At 65.0% G+C, this 19,681-nt stretch carries 13 protein-coding genes; 9 read left to right on the top strand and 4 right to left on the bottom strand.

Going from position 1 to position 19,681, the window contains the following annotated elements:
- Nucleotides 1-422 precede the first annotated feature (422 nt).
- Nucleotides 423-1,613, bottom strand: coding sequence for an aldo/keto reductase (locus ACR9Y2_RS36460; protein WP_435046832.1), 1,191 nt, complete (start codon nt 1,611-1,613; stop codon nt 423-425).
- Between the two features lie 100 nt (nt 1,614-1,713).
- Between ACR9Y2_RS36460 and ACR9Y2_RS36455 the strand changes: the two genes are divergently transcribed.
- Nucleotides 1,714-2,751 (top strand): YncE family protein, encoded by a 1,038-nt coding sequence (locus tag ACR9Y2_RS36455; protein ID WP_435046831.1) that lies wholly within the window; start codon nt 1,714-1,716, stop codon nt 2,749-2,751.
- 38 nt (nt 2,752-2,789) lie between these two features.
- Here ACR9Y2_RS36455 and ACR9Y2_RS36450 read toward each other — a convergent pair whose 3' ends face one another.
- Nucleotides 2,790-3,728, bottom strand: a complete 939-nt coding sequence (locus tag ACR9Y2_RS36450; protein ID WP_435046830.1) for an aldo/keto reductase — start codon at nt 3,726-3,728, stop codon at nt 2,790-2,792.
- 22 nt (nt 3,729-3,750) lie between these two features.
- Entirely contained in the window at nt 3,751-4,743 is a 993-nt protein-coding gene (locus ACR9Y2_RS36445) for an aldo/keto reductase (RefSeq protein WP_435046829.1), read from the bottom strand.
- 258 nt (nt 4,744-5,001) lie between these two features.
- On the opposite strand from ACR9Y2_RS36445, the gene ACR9Y2_RS36440 reads away from it, so the two are divergent.
- The 8 genes from ACR9Y2_RS36440 (at nt 5,002) to ACR9Y2_RS36405 (ending at nt 17,045) form a co-directional block, all read left to right on the top strand.
- Entirely contained in the window at nt 5,002-5,967 is a 966-nt protein-coding gene (locus ACR9Y2_RS36440; RefSeq protein WP_435046828.1) for an AraC family transcriptional regulator N-terminal domain-containing protein, read from the top strand.
- A gap of 70 nt (nt 5,968-6,037) precedes the next feature.
- A complete protein-coding gene (locus ACR9Y2_RS36435) occupies nt 6,038-6,769 on the top strand; it encodes an RNA polymerase sigma factor (RefSeq protein ID WP_435046827.1) in 732 nt (243 codons plus the stop codon).
- Nucleotides 6,770-6,809: 40 nt separating this feature from the next.
- A complete protein-coding gene (locus tag ACR9Y2_RS36430) occupies nt 6,810-11,081 on the top strand; it encodes a protein kinase domain-containing protein (protein WP_435046826.1) in 4,272 nt (1,423 codons plus the stop codon).
- Between the two features lie 183 nt (nt 11,082-11,264).
- Entirely contained in the window at nt 11,265-12,407 is a 1,143-nt protein-coding gene (locus ACR9Y2_RS36425; RefSeq protein WP_435046825.1) for a hypothetical protein, read from the top strand.
- A 144-nt stretch (nt 12,408-12,551) separates the two neighbouring features.
- The gene (locus ACR9Y2_RS36420; RefSeq protein WP_435046824.1) at nt 12,552-13,955 is read left to right on the top strand and encodes a rhodanese-like domain-containing protein; all 1,404 of its coding nucleotides are present in this window, start codon (nt 12,552-12,554) and stop codon (nt 13,953-13,955) included.
- A gap of 41 nt (nt 13,956-13,996) precedes the next feature.
- Nucleotides 13,997-14,656, top strand: a complete 660-nt coding sequence (locus tag ACR9Y2_RS36415; protein WP_435046823.1) for a peroxiredoxin — start codon at nt 13,997-13,999, stop codon at nt 14,654-14,656.
- 94 nt (nt 14,657-14,750) lie between these two features.
- Nucleotides 14,751-16,151, top strand: a complete 1,401-nt coding sequence (locus ACR9Y2_RS36410; RefSeq protein WP_435046822.1) for a molybdopterin-dependent oxidoreductase — start codon at nt 14,751-14,753, stop codon at nt 16,149-16,151.
- A 201-nt stretch (nt 16,152-16,352) separates the two neighbouring features.
- The gene (locus ACR9Y2_RS36405; protein WP_435046821.1) at nt 16,353-17,045 is read left to right on the top strand and encodes a PIG-L deacetylase family protein; all 693 of its coding nucleotides are present in this window, start codon (nt 16,353-16,355) and stop codon (nt 17,043-17,045) included.
- A gap of 4 nt (nt 17,046-17,049) precedes the next feature.
- On the opposite strand, the gene ACR9Y2_RS36400 is transcribed toward ACR9Y2_RS36405, so the two are convergent.
- The gene (locus ACR9Y2_RS36400; protein ID WP_435046820.1) at nt 17,050-19,680 is read right to left on the bottom strand and encodes an ADOP family duplicated permease; all 2,631 of its coding nucleotides are present in this window, start codon (nt 19,678-19,680) and stop codon (nt 17,050-17,052) included.
- Between the last annotated feature and the right edge of the window lies 1 nt (nt 19,681).

Genomic DNA, 19,681 nt, shown 5'->3' with positions numbered 1-19,681 from the left:
GGACTGGGACGGGGCGGCGGCGGTTGCGTTGGGGACGGGCTTGCGATTGAGCCCCCAAAAGGATGGCCGGCACGAGAGCCGGCCCGCAAGCCTGGTGGCTCGCCCCACGTTTCGAGTGCCGCGTTGTCCTCGTTGGCGGACGGGCGGGCCATGGTTGACGCTGCTAAGGAAGCGCGCGGGTCCGTGGCCCGCTCCTTTCCAGTCGCGGTTCGTAGCGCGGTGGGGACCACTCCCTGACGGTCGTGGTTCGTTGCGCGGGGACTGGGACGGGGCGGTGGCGGTGGCGGTGAGGACGTTCGGGTAGTTGAGCGTCCGAGAAAGATGGCCGGCTCGAGAGCCGGCCCGCAAGCCTGGTGGCTCGCCCCACGTCTCGAGTGCGTTTTGTCCTCGTTGGCGGACGGGTGGGCAACGTGCGTCGCGGGCTACGCCAGGAGTTCCTGGGCGCGGCTGACACGCTGTTGGATTTGGACGCCGTTGGGGCAGTCTACCGAACAGGTGGTGCAGTCGGTGCAGCGGATGGCTCTCGCTGGTTCCGGGAGTTCCAAGTAGCGTTCACGGGCCAGGGCGAATTGGCCGTAGCCTTCCGCATAGGTGAGGATGCGGAGGACGTCGGGGACCGGCACGCCGTTGGCACAGACACCGTTGCAGGAGCCGCACATGCGGCAGTAGATGGGGCTGATGCGGGCGAGGTGCTCGGCTAACAGGGCCTCGTCCCTGGGGGTGTAGGGCTCGGCCATGGCGTGGAGGTTTTCCTGCAGCTGGTCGTGGTCCGTCATGCAGACGATGGCCGTGTCGACGGACTGGTTGCGCAGGGCCCATTTGATAGCGGCGAGGGGCACACCGGGCTGGCCGAGGCGCTGGGAGAGGGCTTGGGGGTTGGCGCCGTAGAGACGGTCGCCGCGCTGGACGCGGGTGGTGCCTCCGGCGAGGGTCTTCATCACGACGATGCCCAGGCCGGATTGGCGGGCTTCGCGGATGGCGGCGGTCATGTCGGTCCGGGCGGCGGTTGTATCTGCGTTGGCGCCGGCGGCGACGGAGCGCATGGCGAAGTTGTAGGTGGTGAGGACGACGTCGGTCTGGCCGAGTTTGGCCAGGTGGGGCAGCATGCGGTCCATGTTGAAGTGGGTGCTGACTCCGGCGAAGCGGATCTTTCCGGCCTTCTTGGCGGCGCGCTGCGCTTCGAGGAGCTCCTCAGTTACCTCGGCCGGGTCGTTCTTCATGTGGAGGTACCAGATGTCGAGGTAGTCCGTGCCGAGTTCGCGGAGGCTGGTGTCGAGGTCGGCCAGGGCGGCCTGGGCGGTCTTGCCGCCGCTTTTGCTGGAGATGATCACTTTGCCGCGCCGGCTCTTGAGGGCGGCGCCGACCATGCGTTCGTTGTTGCCGTTCTGGTAGGCGCGGGCGGTGTCGAAGTGAACGATGCCGGTGTCGGCGGCGCGCTCGATGACACTGGCGTCGGTGGTGGTCATGCAGCCGAAGGAAAGAGATGTCACTTTCAGGCCGGTTTTGCCGAGGGTGCGGTAAGCGAGTTTGGGTTCGGCGGCGGGCAGTTGGGTGGAAGCAGCGATGGCGAGCGGAGCGGCGAGGAAGCCACGGCGAGAAGAGGACTGTTTCATCTGAAATTCCTTTAGGAGGAGTATATCGCCTTGGGGCGGTAGGCCGGGACCATTGCGCGCGGGCGGCTATCCTGTGAATCAGGGGGCCGGAGCTGGATCGATGACCAGAAATGACATTCTTCGCCTGGGGCTTCTGGCCGGGCCTTTCGCTTCGGCCGCGCTGATGTCGGCGAGCCCGACGCGGAAGACGGTGCTGGTGGTGCAGGAAGGGTTGGGGCAGGTTACGGCGTTTTCGCCGGGCGACCTGGAACACAGGAAGATCATCCAGGTGGGCGAGAAGCCGCACGAGATTGAGGTGACTCCGGATGGTAGGACGGCTTTTGTTTCGAACTTCGGCCTGCTGGAGGTGAACCACCAGGTTGGGACGCCGGGCACGACGATCTCGGTGCTGGACGTAGAGGCCGGGGTGGAACGCGGCCGGTTCCGCCTGCCGCCGGGCTGTACCGCTCCGCATGGGCTGAAGCTGCGTCCACCAAAGTACCGGGAGTTGTTCACGAATACGGAGGTGGGGCGCGAGGCGATGGTGGTTTTCGAGGCGAAGACGGGTGCGGTGCTGCGGACCTTTGACCTGCCGGCGGGCGTCCACAACTTCGTTTTCGCGGGCGACGGGCGGTCGTTGTTCGCCTTTGCGACGACGGGCCGCGTGATCCGAATTGAGCCGGAGACGGGCAACTTGCTCGCACAGGCCGAGGTGGCGGCTCCGCGCGGGCTGGGGTGGACGGCGGATGGGCGGCGGCTGATTGTGGGCGGAAGGAACGAACTGGTCCTGCTGAATCCAGCGGATCTGACGGTGCATGCGCGGTTTGGGCCGCTGGGGGTGGGGCAGGTCTTCTACCCTTCAGCGAGTCCGGACGGCCGGTGGATTGTGGCGCCGGCGGTATTGGACGGCGTGGTGCTGGTGGTGGATGCGCAGACGGGCCAGGTGGCGCAGCGCCTGAAGACTGGCAGCCCGCTGCTGGCTGTGATGGATGGAAGGAGGGCGTGGGTGTCGAACGTGCTGGTGCCGCCGCAGATGATGCCGGCGGGCGCGGCGCCGCGGCATGGGGGCGTGGTCCTGCTGGATCTGGACACGTTCACGGCGTCCGAGATCGAGGGGATTCCGGACGCGAACGGAATTGCGGTGGCGCGGCTCCCATAGCGCGCGGAGAATTTTCCCGATAGCGGACGATGCCGTCGTCAGATCCTCTTTTTCCAGTATTCCAGCGTGGGGCCGGTGTAGACGCCGGAACCAACGATGGCGCGCTTGCGGACATCGGAGATCTCTTCCGGTGTCATTTTCCTGAAGTTCCGGACAGCCCGGATGTTGTCTTCCATCTGGCCCTGGGTGCCGGCGCCGCAGACGGCCACATGGACGCCCGGCTGGCTGAGGACGTAGCGGAGGCATTCGGTCGGGCTGAGCGAGCGCAGAAGAAAGGCCTTGCCGAAGACCTTGATCGCCTGGGTGCCGAGGCCGCGCTCGATGGCCTCAGGCAGGGCGGTCTTCTCGAAGCTGAGATAGGCGTGGTCGGCCGCATGGATGGGCATCATGACGGTGTCCCACTTGTCATAGGCCTTCATCAGGGCGGCGTGCGCTTCGGGATCGAAGTGTCCGGTGAAGCCGATGAAGCGGCACTTGCCGGCCTTCCTGGCGGCCTCGAAGGCCTCGATCGCGCCACCCGGCGCCAACAGCTTTTCGATGTCGTCCTTGTTCTGCACGGCGTGGGCCTGCCAGAGGTCGACATAGTCGGTCTTCATCAGGCGGAAGGAGGTCTCGAGCTCCTCCATTGCCTCCTTCGCCGTGCGCTTGACGGTTTTGGTGGTGAGGAAGACGTTCCTGCGGACACCCTGCAACCCAAGTCCATAGGCCTCCTCGGAGCGCCCATCCCAGTAGAGCCGTGAGCAGTCGAAGTAGTTAATGCCGAGGTCGTAGACCTTGCGAACGTGCGCGGCGGCGGCGGGCACGTCGGGCAGGAGATCCATGCGGGCTCCACCCTGGGCAAGGACGCTGACCTGGATCCCGGTCTTTCCGAACGTGGTGGTGGGAATGTCCCCCGCTTTCACCTTGGGGGGCGCCCCCGATGCGGCAGTGATGGACATGCCAGTAAATGCGCCTCCAACGAAGATTCGACGGTTCATGGGTCAGTTGCTCCTGAAGAATTCAGCGGCCGGACATCTTCTCGATGTGTTCGGGATACCTGGTTCCCGTGATGGTGATGGCAGCGGCGGCGGTCTCGATGGCCGCAAGGTCGTCCGGTGTCAGCTCGATGGCGTCGGCGCCGATGTTTTCCTCCAGCCGGGACAGCTTGGTGGTACCCGGGATGGGCACGATCCAGGGCTTCTGCGCCAGCAGCCAGGCCAGCGCGATCTGGGCCGGCGTGGCCTGTTTCTGTTCCGCGATCCGGTCCAGGAGATCGACCAGCGCCCGGTTGGCTTTCATGGCGTCCGCCGTGAAGCGGGGCAGGATGCTGCGGAAGTCGCCGCTTTCCAGCTTGGTGGTCTCGTCCATTTTGCCGGTGAGAAACCCCTTGCCGAGGGGGCTGTAGGGTACGAAGCCGATGCCGAGTTCCTCGATGGTGGGCAGGATCTCCGCTTCGGGCCCTCTGGTCCACAAGGAGTACTCGCTTTGCAGTGCGGTGATGGGTTGGATGGCATGCGCGCGGCGGATCGTATTGGCGCCAGCCTCGGACAGGCCGAAGTGCTTGACCTTGCCCTGCTGGATGAGGTCCCTGACAGCACCAGCCACGTCTTCGATGGGCACTTCCGGATCCACGCGATGCTGGTAGAACAGATCGATGACGTCAACCTGGAGGCGCTGCAACGAGGCCTCGGCCACCTCTTTGATATGCTCCGGCCGGCTGTCCAATCCGGCCTGCCTGCCGGTCTCCGGATCCAGTTTAAAGCCGAACTTGGTGGCGATGACCACCTGGTTGCGGAAGGGCGCCAGCGCTTCACCGACGAGTTCCTCGTTGATGTAGGGCCCATAGACCTCAGCCGTATCAAAGAAGGTGACACCGCGCTCCACTGCCGCCCGGATCACCGGGATCATTTCCTGCTTGTCTTTGGCCGGCCCATAGCCGAAGGACATGCCCATGCAGCCCAAGCCGAGAGCCGAGACCTCGAGGTTGCTGTTGCCAAGCGTTCTCTTTTGCACAATGTCTCCTTTGGAGGAACTTCGTTGAGTGGACAGTCCGGCCCGGCCGGCGGGGCAGGCTGATTGCCTCGCCCGCCGCCAGCCTGCAGCCGGCTCTCCCGAGAACGAACCGAAGGTCCTGGTTCCAGACTAGGCGAGGCGCCGCGTGCGCGGTATCCTGATCCTTCCGATTTATTGCCTATTCCTCTGGAAGGGGCGAAAATCAGTACATCCACGGCAACCGCCGAAGGTAATCTAGGGCTGAGGAGGGCGAGACACGTGGCCATCACGAATCGAAGAGATCGTATACCTCTGACGGCGGAGCCAACGCAGGCTGTGCGTACTGAACTGGCCCGGAAGATTGACGCGCTGGTGGGTAGCCAAGTGAGATGGGCAACGGAGATTCCCGGCCTGATACTAGTCCGCAGGACCGAGCTGACCGCCCCAACGTGCATGACCTACGAACCGAGTGTCGCGGTGATTGCCCAGGGCCGGAAGCGCGTCGAGCTTGCGCGGACCACGTTCTGCTATGACGAATCGCGATTCCTGCTGACGTCGGTCGATTTGCCGATTGTCAGCCAGGTGGTGGAGGCGAGTGAAGAAACACCCTTCCTGGCACTGAGCCTGAAGCTCGAGATGCCGGTGGTCCGGGAGATGCTGAGCCGGGACGAGATTCCGGCGCCGGATTTGCAACCGGATCAGCCGGCCATGGCCACTGGCGCCACCACGGTGGAGCTGCTGGGCGCCTGCTGCCGGCTGGTGGACCTGCTGAGCGCTCCGGAGGACATCCCTTTTCTCAGCGGCCTGATCCAGCGCGAGATCATTTACAGGATCCTGCGCGGGCCTGAGGGCGCTCGCCTGCGAGCCATCGCGACCCTGGGCGACCAAAGCCACCGCACAGCCAAGGCAATTGCGTGGATGAGGGCGAATTATGCGAAACCGCTGCGAGTGGAAGATCTGGCGCAACTGGCCGGCATGGGCGTATCCACACTGCACCATCACTTCCGGGCACTGACGGCGATGAGTCCCCTGCAGTATCAGAAGCAACTTCGCCTGCAGGCGGCGCGGACCCGGATGCTCGCCGACGGGCTGGATGCGGCCAGTGCGGCCTACGCGGTTGGTTATGAGAGCGCCAGCCAGTTCAACCGCGAATATAGCCGGTTTTTCGGCCAATCCCCCATGCGTGATATCCGCACGCTGCGATCGCCCAATGCGCTGCCGATGGAGCGCGTGGGGCGCCAGTAAATGCCGGATGGCCGGGGGCCGGGTTTGCCATTGGGCCGACGGCAATCAGGCTACAATTAGAGCACTCGCGATGCAATTCAGCTCCGGTCCAGCTGATTTTCCGACCACCCACTGGACACTGGTTGCGGCCGCAGGCTCGCACGCAGGGCCGGATAGCCGCAAAGCGCTCGCATCCCTGTGCGAGGCCTATTGGTACCCTCTTTATGCCTATGCCCGGCGTAGAGGTGATTCGCCGGAAGCTGCACAGGACCATACGCAGGAGTTCTTCGCCCGCTTTCTGGAACGCGACTATTTCGATCGTGCGGATCCCGACAGGGGGCGCTTCCGCTCATTTCTGCTGACTTCCTTCAAGTACTACCTGTGCGACGATGCCGGCCGGGCCCGGGCGCAGAAGCGCGGTGGAGGAGCGCCGTCGTTGCCATTCGAGTTCTCACGGGGCGAGGAGATGTATGTACGGGAACCGGGCCATAATGAAACGCCCGAACGTATTTATGAACGGCGTTGGGCCCGCACACTGCTTGACCGAGTCGTCGACCGGCTGCGCGAGGAGTTCGTCCGGCATGGCCGGCTGGAGCATTTCAACCGGTTGAAACCCTCGCTGCAGGGGGAGTTCGATGTTCCGTACGCGGAGCTGGCCCGGCAGCTCGACACCACGGAAACGGCGTTGAAGGTCGGGATACACCGGCTGAGGAAGCGGTATCGAGACCTGCTGCGCGCAGAGATTGCCAATATTGTGGCCGATCCGGCGGACATTGACGCCGAGCTACGCCACCTGATTGCGGCCCTGGCAGGCCAGCCCTAAGGCTGATGCCGATAGATCCCGCCCGGTCGTGGAGGAGCAAGTGTCAGTCTGCAGCAAGTGCGGAATAAGCCTCGACCCCGACGGGACTTGTGCCGCCTGCATGCTGGCAGGTGCGCTCGGCACCGATCCCGAACTTGAGGATGACAGCGGCGCGTCCAGCCTCGAAACCAGCGCCCAGGCGGAACCGTCCGCCGCCTTGGATGACGACAGGTTCGGACCCTATCGCATCCTGCGGCTACTGGGCGAAGGCGGCATGGGCGGGGTCTTCCTGGCCGAGCAGACGAAACCGCTGCACCGCATGGTGGCGCTGAAGGTGGTGAAGCCGGGCGTGAGTTCCAGCCAGATCCTGTCGCGATTCAATTACGAACGGCAGGCGCTGGCGCTGATGGATCACCCCAACATCGCCCATGTGCACGACGCCGGGGCCAGCGCAAACGGCCGCCCGTACTTCGTAATGGAGTACGTCGATGGCCTGCCCATTACGCAGTATTGCGACCAGCACCGCCTTACGACAACAGAACGGCTGGAGTTGTTCATCCCGGTGTGCCTGGCCCTGCAGCACGCGCATCAGAAGGGCGTCGTCCATCGCGACATCAAGCCCTCCAACGTGATGGTCACCCAGGTGGACGGGCGAGCCACACCCAAGGTGATCGACTTCGGGATCGCGCGGGCCATCGGGCCGCCGCAGGACGAGGCGGCCGGCGTGACACAGCTGGGACAATTCATGGGCACGCCGGAGTACATGAGTCCGGAGCAGGCCGATCTGGTAACGGGCGACATCGACACGAGATCCGATGTTTATTCGCTCGGCGTCCTGCTGTATGAACTATTGACCGGCGCTGTACCGTTCGACGCGGCCCGGCTGCGCAGGGCGCCCCTGTCCGAACTGCTGCGGATCATCCGGGAAGAAGAAGCCATCCCCATGACCGCGAAGCTGACGGGAATGCGCGACACGGCGATCGAGATCGCAGGCAGGCGGCGCACCGATCCGGCCACACTGAAGCGCCAGGTGCAGGGCGACCTGAACTGGGTGGTGGCGAAGGCGATGGAGAAAGACCGCGGGCGGCGGTATGCAGCCGCCTCCGACCTGTCTGCCGACATCCGCCGGCATCTCGACGATCAGCCTGTTCTGGCGAGTCCGCCGGGCGCGCTCTACCATGCGGGGAAGTTCGTGCGGCGGTACAGGCGATCGGTCATTGCCGCCGCTGCCGTATTGGTAGCACTGGTAGCCGGCATCGCGGCGACCACCTGGCAGGCCGCCATCGCCCGGAGGGAACGGACTGAAGCGGTGGCGGCGCGCACGCTGGCCGAAGCCCGTCTGAATGACGTCCACGCCCTCGCGGAAGCGATGCTGTTCGAGATCAACGACGATGTGAAGGACCTCGCCGGCGGCACCAAGGCGCGGGAAGCGCTGGTAAGGCTGGGCCAGCGGTACCTCAACAAGGAGGCGGCGTTGACCCAAGCCGATCCGCGGCGGCGGCTGGCGCTGGCGGAAGCATTTCTCAAGGTCGGCGACCTGCAGGGCGCGCCGGGCGAATCGAACCTTCGGGACGTAACGGGTGCCCGGCAGAGCTATGCACGCAGTGTCGCGATACTCGAGGGTGAGGTGGCGGCCGCTCCGCAACGGGCGAACATACGCCATCTTCTGACGCTCGCTTACGTGCGGCAGGCGCAGCTCGAAGAGTCGGCGCTGGCGGCCCGCACTTTCGGTTCCGTGGTCCACACATTCGCCTCCTCCTGGGCACAACTCGACGATGGGGATGCGCCCGCGAAGGAGATTCTGGATCGCGCCGCCAGGTCCGCCGCCATCTACACCCAACAATGGCCCAACGACCGCCAGGGCCTGCGCGACCGCTGTGAAGTGCTGCAGGGCAAAGGCGAGTTCGCCGGGGCGGTGGCCTTGCGCGATCGCATTCTGGCCACGAACCCGGGCGATCCGGTGCTGCGCTGGGAACTGGCCCAGGCGCAGCTGGCGCTGGGCTCCTCCCTGGTGCTGAAGAATCGCCGCGAGGCTTTGCAGTGGCTGCAGAAAGGCGCGGATGCCTGCGAGAGGCTGAGCCGCGAGGAACCGGCGAACGTCAAGTACCAGCGGGACCGGGCGGTGGCTCTAGGCACGATGACCCGGGTCCTGCTCAACTTGAGCCGGCTGCAGGAAGCCGTCTCCTGCGCCCGGCAGTCGGTCTCGATTCTCGAGCAGCTCACCGCCTCGGATAGCCGCAATGCCAGCTTCCGCCTGGATCTGAGCGCGGCGCGCGTGGCTCTGTCAAATGCTTACTATGACAACGGCCAGGCCGCCCTGGCCCTGGAGAACGTCACCCTGGCCGCGTCGGTCCAGGAAGAGCAGGCGGCGCGCCATCCCGACAACCCCGACTTCCCGCGGCAGGCGGCCTATCACTATCGAAATGCCGGCCGTTTCAAGACCTACCTGCGCGACTTCCCGGGGGCACTGGAGCAATATCGCAAGGCCGAGGCGATCGACCGGCGGCTGGCCGCTCGCGATCCAGGCCGCTTCGAGCTGAGCGAAGCGCTGCGCGGTGACCTGGATTCGATCGGTGGCGTCCTGCTGGGTATGGGCGACCAGCCGGCCGCGCTGCGTAGTTACCGCGAGGCGTTGCAGGTGGCGCAAGCGGCCAGCCCGGCTCAGCCCACGCCGGAGTCGTTGGTGAGCCTGGCGACGGCGCACCAGGGATTGGCCGCGGGCCTGCGGGCCATGTCGCGCTGGAGCGAGGCCATCCAGTCTCAGTCCGCTGCCGTGACCATCTGGAAAAAGCGCGTGGCGGGCAAGCCGGACAGCCAAGGATTGCAGCGTGCGTTGGCCCGTGCGGGGGAGGACCTGGCGAGGCTATACGACGGCAGCGGCGACTATCGGGCCGCGGTGGCCGCCGCCGAAAAGGCGCTGCCGTTTCTCGCAGCGGACTTCAAGGCCCACCCGGATGACGAGTCCGCCCTGACTGAGCTCCGCAATGCCCTGTTGTGCCTGCGCGTCGAGTGCCTGCGCTCCGCGGAGTATGAACGCGCCTTAGCCGCCGCCCGCCAGGTTCTCGGAATGACGCAACGGACGGGGGTCGTCAGCCGGGTCGCCGCAAACCGGGACCTGGGCGAGACGCTGCTGCTTTCGGGACGCCGCGACGAGGGCTTGGCCGCGCTGCGCCGCGCGCTGCCCATCCTGGACGAGAATTCCACACCCCCTGGCGCCGGCCGGTCGTATCCGATTGAGCAGGAGCCCTCGCCGTACTATCGCAACGAGCTCGCTTCCAGCTACCTGGCCCTGGCCGCTGCGTTCTCCACCGCGCGTGCGGAAGAGGATGCCGCGGTCATTCTGAAACGGATCGTGCCGGTGCTGGAAACGATGGCACGCGACAATCCCGGCAACAGGCTCTACCGCGACACGCTGCTGCGCGCCTATCGACGCGCGGCCTCCGTCGCCCTCAGCCTGGGAGATCCCGCCCAGGCGCTCGCGTTTGAGCAGAAAGCGCTGAGCCGGGCAGAGTCACCTGTCACCGCCAGCGACATCTATGATCGCGCGGCCCGCCTGACCCGCATCGGCTCGCTGCAGGTCCGGCTTGGCTTGCGGGAGGCCGGGCAAGGCTCCTGGCGCGAGGCACTGGCGGGATTCCAGCAAGCAGCACGCGCAAGCGAGCAGTCATGGTCAGCGGATCAGGGCAACCTGAGCGCCCTGGAGTCGCTGCTTCTCGCCGGCCGCGGTGCAGCCTTCGTCCTGGAAAGCCTTGGCGACAGGAACCAAGCCCTGCGCCAACGCGAGTCCAGCTACCGCCACGAGAGCGCCGCGCGCGGCACCGGATCCGCCGCCGACGCCACTCTGGCGCTGTGGAAGATCTCCGGCGACCGGGGTAATTTCAGCCTCTACTTCGCGAAGGGCAAACCAGCGGCCGGGCAGATCCTGGCGGCCCTGGCGCAGGGTTGGCGGAACCAGGCGGAGGCTCTGGAGTCCTTCGCCAGCCCGGTGCCGGCGCGGCTGGAAGCGGCGGGCAAAGCGGTCGAGCTCAGCCGCCGGTTGCTGGCCGAGGATGATGTACCCGCAAACCGCCTGGCCCTGGCCCAGAGTCTCAGGTTGCACGGCGACGCCCAGCGAGCGGCGGCGCGAGGCTCCAGCGGTTTGGAATCGATCACCGCGTACCAGCAAAGCCGCGACTGTTTCGCGGAGTCCCGCTCCCTCCTGGCCGCGCTCAGGCAATCGGGGCAACTTTCCGCCGCCGGGCTGGCCGAACTGATGGCCCGCGCCAACGATCTGGCCGACATCCAGGAGCGTCTGCTCACCGCCACCGGCCGCCCAGCGAGTTCCAGCCGGTAAACCAATCAGCGAGGCTCGCCGAGCCACTTCAGGTTCATCTTCGGCAGATTCAGGAACACCCGTTGAAGGAAGTGTGTAACCTTCCTCCGCGTTCTTCTTATTGCCACATAGAACGCAGTCGAGCGGACCGGCGGGCAGCAAACCCAGGTGTGTGCCGCGGGAAAGGATCAGAGGAGGAATTTCATGGCGACAGCAACTTCCGTATTCGGTGGGCTGAGGGCAAGGTTCGGCCAACGAACCGAAAAGTCCGCCCAGCCGTTGCAGATCAGGAACAAGTTCTACAAGGACTTACGGGAGTTCACCGCCTGGGAACCCTGGGGTGAGCGCCTGGATCACCAGGACGGGAACAACGGCTACATCGGCATCACTGGGATGTTCGTGAAGCAGTTCAACTACTCGGCGGAACTGCAGAAACTGATCAATCATGGTTGGAAATCCTCCTCGCCCAACCGTCCCGCGACGCCCTCCCTGACACCGCGGTCTGTCACCATCGGGACCGGCCGGGGCGGCCAGGAAACACCTTGCACTTTGCGAGCCGGGTTCAAGCGCCCGGCCGGCATGTTGAACGCGTGGGATCACATGCAGATGTTCGAGCAAGTGGGGGCCTACGCCTTTCGCGGCGACCGGCGCACCCCGGACCAGATCCGCGCCGTCAGGGGATTCCAGCCGCCCTCGGCCCGCACCGATTCCTCTTATATGACGTCCATCGCCAAGGAGTTTGTGGGCTACCTGAAGCGCCGTGCGCTCCCGGGCGTCAGTATCCCCACTGAGGAAGACATGGCCGGTTACCTGATCAACCAGGTCTCCCCTGCTGACCGGGGGCTGCTGGCCGAGTATCACTTCTGGCGCAAGGTGCTCTCCAATGAGCAAATGCACCTGCAAGGCATGACGAACGACTCGTTCCTGAAAGGCTACGTCTCCACCACCCGCGATGTCGGCAAAGCAAGGGAAGCGGCCGACGGCAGCCTGGGCGGAGCGCACGGCAAACCGAGGAATCTCGACTGGGACGAGGAATGCCGCATCACCACTCTCGGGCACTGGGTGTACGCCCTGCGAGTGGAATCCGGCTTTCTGATCAAAGCGGGCAAGGGCGGCATCACCAAACACGAAGCGGAGATCGCCCACCTCGGCCCCCTGGAATGGAAAGAGGTCTACGGTTTCGCCGGTACGGGTGCGCTCGGAGAGAGCACTGTTTACATCAGAAACATGTTCCAGCAGCAGGATTACAAGGCCTTCTGCCAGGTGCTCGCACAGCTCTCGTCAGTGGTAGGTAAAGTTCCGGAAGGATACCGGCTCGTGAATGGAGCGGTAATTCCGATCAGCTAACTCCGCGGCGCGGGCTGCCGTGCCCACGAGTGACGGGTACGGAGGTGCTCTGCGTAGGGGGTGAACGCCGCGATCCCCTCTCTCTCTGGGAAAGGGGAGGGGATCGCGCGGGTGGCGGAAAACTCAGTTGGCCCTGGACATCCTATGATCCTGAAACAGTATTATCTGGGCTGCCTCGCGCACGCCTCATATCTCCTGGGCGACGAAACAAGCGGTACGGCCATCGTCGTCGACCCGCAGCGCGACATACAGAAGTACCTGGCCGACGCCGAGACCCTCGGTCTGCGCATCCGGCATGTCTTTCTGAGTCACTTTCATGCCGACTTCGTGGCTGGCCACCTGGAACTTCGAGACCAGTGCGGTGCAGCCATCCATCTCGGCGCCCGCGCGCAAGCGGAGTATGCCTTCACGCCCATGCGGGATGGCGATACGCTCGACTTCCCCGGCCTGCGCCTCCAAGTACTGGAAACACCCGGCCACACCATCGAGTCGATCTCGCTGCTGGTTTTCGACCCGCGGCAGGATGCGTCCAGGCCGCACGCCGTGCTCACCGGGGACACCCTGTTTATCGGGGATGTCGGCCGCCCCGACCTGCGGGCGTCGCTCGGCTGGACAGCGAACGACCTCGGCTCGCACCTCTACGATTCCCTTCACGGCAAACTCCTGGCGCTGCCCGACGAGACCCTCGTCTACCCGGCCCATGGCGCCGGCTCCCTCTGCGGCAAGCAGCTCTCTTCCGACACCGTCTCTGCCTTGGGTACGCAACGCCGCACGAACTACGCGCTGCAGCCGATGCCCAAGGAGGAGTTCATCCGCCTGGTGACGGCCGACCAGCCCGACGCCCCTCCTTACTTCACCTATGACGCGATCCTCAATACCCGCGAGCACACCACGCTGGACCGCAATCTGGAGCAGGTGCTGCGGCCCATCGGACTCGGCCAGTTGCTCGCGATGGGCGATGCCGGCGCCCAGATCCTCGACGTCCGAGATCCTGCCGAATACGCCAAGGGCCACGTGGCCGGCAGTATCAACATCGGTCTCGGCGGCCAGTACGCCACCTGGGCCGGAACCGTGCTCGACCGCGCCAAGCCCATCGTGATCATCTCCGAGCCTGGCCGCGAGCAGGAAGCCGCTCTGCGCCTGGGCCGCATCGGTTTCGATCACGTCCAAGGCTATCTGGAGGGCGGCATGGCGGCCCTCGCTGACCGGCCGGACCTGGTGTGGCCCACTGAACGCGTCAGCGCGCCCTCGGTCGCGGATGAACTGGCCAGCCTCGATCCGCCGCTGCTGCTGGATGTCCGGAACCCGCGCGAGTGGGCCGCCAAGCACATCGACGGTAGCCTGAATGTGCCGCTCAACCATTTGCAGCAGCGTCTGTCCGAGATCCCGCGGGATCGCCGCATCGCCGTCCATTGCGCCGGCGGTTACCGCTCCTCCATCGCCGCCAGCATTCTGCATCAAAATGGAATCACGCTCTTGATTGAAATGGCCGGCGGTCTTGCCGCCTGGGAAGCGGCCAGCCTGAAACTCGCTTCTGCCCCCGGCTAGCCTCCCACATCACGGACTTCGAATCGAAACTGGAGAAAACAATGAGCCTGCGAATCAATGATGAAGCCCCAAATTTCACCGCGGAGACGACACAGGGCCCCATCAACTTCCACGAATGGATTGGGAATGGATGGGCCATCCTGTTCTCCCACCCCAAGGATTTCACCCCGGTCTGCACCACGGAACTCGGTTATGTAGCCCGCCTGCAGCCCGAGTTTGAAAAGCGCAATTGCAAAGTCATCGGTTTGAGTGTCGACCCCGTCACCAATCACGGCAAGTGGGCCGCCGACATCGAAGAGACGCAGGGTTACGCCGTGAACTACCCGATGATCGGAGACCCCGAACTCAGCGTGGCGAAGCTTTACGACATGCTGCCCGCCGAGGCCGGCACCACCTCGGAGGGCCGCACAGCAGCCAATAACGCAACCGTGCGTACCGTCTTCATCGTCGGCCCCGACAAGAAGATCAAGCTGATGCTCATCTACCCGATGACCACTGGCCGCAACTTTGACGAGGTGCTGCGAGTATTGGACTCCATGCAGCTCACTTCGGCCCATAAAGTGGCCACCCCGGTGAACTGGAAGCAGGGCGAGGACGTGATCATCGTGCCCGCGGTGTCCGACGAGGAAGCCAAACAGAAGTACCCCAACGGCTGGAAGACGATCAAGCCTTATCTGCGGATCGTGCCCCAGCCGGAGTAACGACCAGGGAAGGGCCGCTTCCGTTTCCTCCCCAGCCGCATTGCGCGGGGCGGCGGCGCAACGGCCCCTTCCTGTCTGCCCGGTGTGAAAGCCTATGCCTCTCTTCATCGTTCGACACCAGCACGATCCCGAAAGCTGCCCCGCGGCCGATCCTTATCACGGAGCCAACCTCCTCAATCACCTCAGCCGCCCCAATGTGCGAAAACATGGCATCACCATACAGGCAGAGGCCGTGGTGCGCGGCGAGCACACCGTCTACATGATTGTCGAAGCGGCTGCCCTGGATCTTGTTCTCGACTTCATGGCGCCCTTCGCCCTGGCCGGCAGCCTGGATGTCTATCCGGCCTCCACCTGTGCCGGCGTGGTCTCCCGGGGCGGTTGTGGAGCCGGGGATCAGCCCGAGGATCAGGCAATGCCCGCGCTCGATCCGGAAGAGGCCTGCCAGCAGGCGATCGAGGACGGCCTGCTGGTCCACCGTGCTCATCCCCTGAATGGCGAGATCTCCATCCCCGACCTCATCGGCGGCGTCGTGATGCCGAACGCGCGGTTCTACATCCGCAACCACTTTCAGATTCCAAAACTCAACAGGGAAGATTGGCGGCTCCGCGTGCACGGCCTGGTGGACAATCCGCTCAGCCTCTCCTGGCGCGATATCGCCAACTTGCCTTCCCAGTCGAAGCTGGTGACCTTGGAATGCGCCGGCAACGGCCGATCCACGTTGGAGCCCAGGACCAGCGGCGAGCAATGGAATCTCGGCGCCGTCAGCACCGCGGAATGGACCGGAGTTCCGCTGCTGGAGGTGCTCCACCGCGCCGGTGTGCGGCCCAATGCACAGCACATCGTCTTCCGCGGAGCCGACAGCGGCCTGGTGGAAGACCACACCGATCCGGTCTTCTTCGAACGCAGCCTGAGCCTCGACGAGGCTCGCTTCTCCGAAGCCCTGCTCGCCTACGCCATGAACGGCGAGGCGCTGCCCCTGCAGCATGGCTTTCCGTTGCGTGTCATCGTGCCCAGTTGGTACGCCGTCGCGTCGGTCAAATGGCTGACGGAAATTGAAGTCATCGACCGGCCGTTCGAAGCCTTCTACCAGACAGAACGCTACTACATTGATCGTGAGGTCGACGGACGCGTGGAGAGGGAACCGCTCCGGCTGCAGCGCGTACGCAGCATCATCACCGAACCTGCCCCGCACGCACTCGTCGAGCGTGGCGAACTCGTCGTACGCGGTGTCGCATGGTCCGGCGCGGCGCCCATCGCCTCAGTGAAGGTCAAAATTGACGATGGACCCTGGCACGAGGCCCGGCTGCTCGGAGACCGGAAACGGCATAGCTGGCAATGGTGGGAACTGCTCACTCGCGTGGATGCGCCCGGCAACTGCGTCATCCGCGCCAAGGCCACCGATCTGGAGGGCCGGATGCAGCCGGAATCGCCGGAATGGAATCATTTCGGCTACTGCAACAACGCACTCCGGCCCTTGCACATCGTGGTGCGCTGAGCGGGTGGCGCAACGGATGAACCGCTCCTCCTCACCGTCAAAGCGTCGCCGGCGCGGATATCGAGATTCAGGGCCTATTGCAACAATTTCTCCGCGTATTGGGAACTAATCTCTCCACGCCACCTCGCCCACCTCGCCAATGCATCAAACCTCACCACGGCCGGCGCGCCAGTCCGCCGTTCTGCGTTAGCATAATCTCCAATGCCCAAGACGCTGCTGGCCATGGGGGCCCACTATGACGATTGTGTCTTCGGAGTGCCCGGCATCATGCTCCAGGCGGTTCAGCAGGGCTGGCGCGTAGTGATCGCCGCCCTCATCGGCGACTATACGAACTGGGCCCCGGTGAAGGGCCGCGAGCAGGCACTCGTCGACGGCTCGAAGCAGCTCGCCCACCACTATGGCGCCGAGATGCGCTTCCTCGACTTCTCATCCCATATGTTCGACGTCACCACACCCGCCAAACAGAAGGTGGCTGAACTGGTGGCGGACGTGAAGCCGGACATGGCCATCATGCTCTGGCACAGCGATACGCATGACGACCATCGCGTGGCTTCCCCGCTGTGTGAAATCGCCGTGAAGAACGCGAACCAGATCCTGGGCCGCACCGACGCCGTGGCGCCGCGCCAGATCTACTACTACGACAACGGCCCGCGCCATACGCGCGGCTTTGAGCCCGACACGTTCGTCGATGTCACAGCGGAATGGCCCGCCGCCAGCGCCTGGCTGGCCAAACTGATGGCGGTGATGCGCAATCAGCCTTATGACCCGGCTCAGCGCGATTCCGCCGTAGAACTCAAAACCGCCATTGCCGCCTATCGCGGAGCCACCTGCGGCGTCCGTTATGCCGAAGCGCTCAAGGCCTACGATCAGCGGCCAGTGAAACTCTTCAGCTAGCCCGCTACTCGTGCCGCAATGCCGTGAGCGGATCCACGCGGCCCGCCCGCCGCGCCGGCAGATAACCCGCCGCCAGCGCCACCGCGCCCAACAACGCGGCTGCAATCAGTTGCGACAACCCGTCCGCCGGCGTTACGCCGAATAACATCGACGACGCCGCGTGCGACACCAGCACGGACACCGGGATCCCCACGGCCAGGCCCAGGGCGATTACCCCCAGGGTCTTGCGGAGAATCGACCAGGCCACCTGCCCCGGCATCGCGCCCAACGCCATCCGTACACCGATTTCCGGAGTCTTGCGAGCCACGGAATACGACAGCACGCCGTACAGGCCCACAGCCGAAAGCACCAGCGCCAGCAGGCCAAACGCCGTGGCCAGTGTGGAGATCAGCCGCTCCTGGATCAACGACTCATCCATCTGCCGCGCCAGCGTGCCGCTGCGCAGCAGGTGCACATCCGGGCCCAGGCCGCGCAATCGAGCCAGCACCGAGGGCAGCACCGCTTCGGGATCCCCCGCCGTGCGAATGCTCAACGTCTGTCGCGCCCCCATGTCCATCGGCTGCCGGAGGGAGATATACAGGAACCGCCGCGGCGGCTTGCGCAAATCCTCCTGCATCACATCGGCCACTACGCCGATGATCCGCAGCGTCCGCTTGTTCATCACGACATCCGTCCCGATGGGATCCTTGTCGCCGAAGAAGTGCTTGCGCGCACTCTCGTTGATCAACCCAACGTAGGGCGTGCCGGCCCGGTCTCGATCAGTGAAGTCCCGCCCGCGCAGCAGTGCGATGCCCAGGGTCCGGAAGTACCCGTCGCTGGCCGTGATCAATCCGATGCTGTGTGCTTCGCGCGACTCCGACTGGAAGCCCGGAGCATCGAACCCGACCCCTCTTCCGTTCCCATCCAGCGGCGTCATGGACGACAGCGCCGCCGCCACCACGCCCGGCAACGACCGCACCTCCGGCAGCAGCCGGTCCCACAACGCGGTTCGGTTCTCCACCTCCGGATAGGAGTCATGCGGCAGATGCACGCCCACCAGCGCCACCTTGTTGACCTGGAAGCCCAGATCCTGCTCGTGGAGGTTCTGCAGTGTGCGCAGGAACAGGGTCGCGCCCACCAGCAGAATCAGCGACAACGCCACCTGGAAGGCCACCAGCAACTGACCCAGCCGGCCGCCTCCGCGCGACATCGTCGAACGCCCGCCGTCCTTCATCGCACTGTTCGGATCGGAGCGTAGCGCATGCAACATCGGCGCCGCGCCAAACAGCAGCGAGGCCAACAGCGAAGCGCCCACCGTGAAGCCCAGCACGCGCCAATCCCAATGCACTTCGAACCGGATGGGCCGCGCGCCGCCCGCGAAGAATGAGGTGAGCCCGCGTACCGCCCACATCGCCACCAGCAGTCCGGAGGCCGCGCCCGCGGCGAACAACAGGCCCGTCTCTGTCAGCAACTGCCGGAACAGCCGTCCGCGGCCAGCGCCGATCGCCACCCGCAGCGCGAACTCACGCGCCCGCTGGGCCGAGCGGGCCAGCAGCAGATTCGTGATGTTGGCGCACGCGATCAACAGCACCAGGCCCACCACGATCATCAGCGCCCACAACGGCTTCGAGAAGCGCCGCCGCAATTCGTCCAGGCCTTGCGAGGCAGGCGCCAGTTCGATGTGGTGAAACTGGTTGCGCCGCACTTCCTCAGGAACGGGGAACTCATCCATGAATGTTTGGAAGAGGCGGTCTGTTTCCTGGCGCGCCACCTCCGGATTCACCCCCGGCTTCAGCCGTGCCACCGCACTGAACCACCAGGAACCTGTGTCCTTCCGCATGTCGTCATTCAATGACATGGGAATCGTGAGGTCGTCGGTGCGGCCCGGCAGCAGGCCATGGAACTCCGGAGCGGTTACGCCGACAATCGTGAACAACTGCCCGCCCATCACGCCGTCCCACTTGAAGGTGTGCCCAATCGCGCTTGGACTGCCACCAAATCGGCGCTGCCAGAAGTCGTAGCTGATCACCGCCACCGGCGGATCCAGCTTGGCGTCCTCCGGAGTCAGCAGCCGGCCCGCCGCCGGCTTAACCCCAAGCACCCGGAAGTAGTCCCCGGAGACCCGCGCCGCATCCACCTGCTCGATGGGCCCTTCGAAACGGATCCCCACATCGGTGTTCGTGAACGCCGCCATGCCCGCATACGACTTCGTCTGCGTCTGGAAGCGCTCGAAGCATGGATACGGCGGTGCGGGGCCCCGGCCCCTGGGACCTGCGGCTGCCAGAAACACCAACTGCTCCGGCGCCTGTACCGGCAATGCCCGCAACAGTACGGCATCGATCAGGCTGAAGATCGCCGTGTTCGCACCCATGCCCAACGCGAGTGTGGCCACGACAGCGGCCGTGAACCCCGGAGCCTTCCGCATCATGCGAAACCCGTGCCGCACGTCCTGCGCGAATTCGTCCAGCCAGCGCAGCCGGTTCTTCTCATAGAACCGCTCCTCAGCGCCCAGCACGTTGCCGAAGGCTTTCTTCGCCGCCAGCCGGGCCTCCCTTTCGGATAGCCCCTCCTGCTTCAAAGCCTCCGCCTCGAGCTCCAGGTGCGCCCGGATCTCTTCCTGAAAGTCGTTCACACTCCGTTTGCGCCGCCAGAACATG

Source organism: Paludibaculum fermentans (genome assembly GCF_051172195.1).
GTDB lineage: Bacteria > Acidobacteriota > Terriglobia > Bryobacterales > Bryobacteraceae > Paludibaculum > Paludibaculum fermentans_A.
Note: the sequence above shows the minus strand (reverse complement) of the source record. Positions and strands in the feature narration are given on the sequence as shown.

Excerpts from the sequence above, each read along its gene's own strand:
- ACR9Y2_RS36435 (WP_435046827.1), top strand. The coding sequence starts at position 6,038 with ATGCAATTCAGCTCCGGTCCAGCTGATTTTCCGACCACCCACTGGACA.
- ACR9Y2_RS36425 (WP_435046825.1), top strand. The coding sequence starts at position 11,265 with ATGGCGACAGCAACTTCCGTATTCGGTGGGCTGAGGGCAAGGTTCGGC.
- ACR9Y2_RS36415 (WP_435046823.1), top strand. The coding sequence starts at position 13,997 with ATGAGCCTGCGAATCAATGATGAAGCCCCAAATTTCACCGCGGAGACG.
- ACR9Y2_RS36455 (WP_435046831.1), top strand. The coding sequence starts at position 1,714 with ATGACCAGAAATGACATTCTTCGCCTGGGGCTTCTGGCCGGGCCTTTC.
- ACR9Y2_RS36410 (WP_435046822.1), top strand. The coding sequence starts at position 14,751 with ATGCCTCTCTTCATCGTTCGACACCAGCACGATCCCGAAAGCTGCCCC.
- ACR9Y2_RS36420 (WP_435046824.1), top strand. The coding sequence starts at position 12,552 with ATGATCCTGAAACAGTATTATCTGGGCTGCCTCGCGCACGCCTCATAT.
- ACR9Y2_RS36460 (WP_435046832.1), bottom strand. The coding sequence starts at position 1,613 with ATGAAACAGTCCTCTTCTCGCCGTGGCTTCCTCGCCGCTCCGCTCGCC.
- ACR9Y2_RS36405 (WP_435046821.1), top strand. The coding sequence starts at position 16,353 with ATGCCCAAGACGCTGCTGGCCATGGGGGCCCACTATGACGATTGTGTC.
- ACR9Y2_RS36450 (WP_435046830.1), bottom strand. The coding sequence starts at position 3,728 with ATGAACCGTCGAATCTTCGTTGGAGGCGCATTTACTGGCATGTCCATC.
- ACR9Y2_RS36400 (WP_435046820.1), bottom strand. The coding sequence starts at position 19,680 with ATGTTCTGGCGGCGCAAACGGAGTGTGAACGACTTTCAGGAAGAGATC.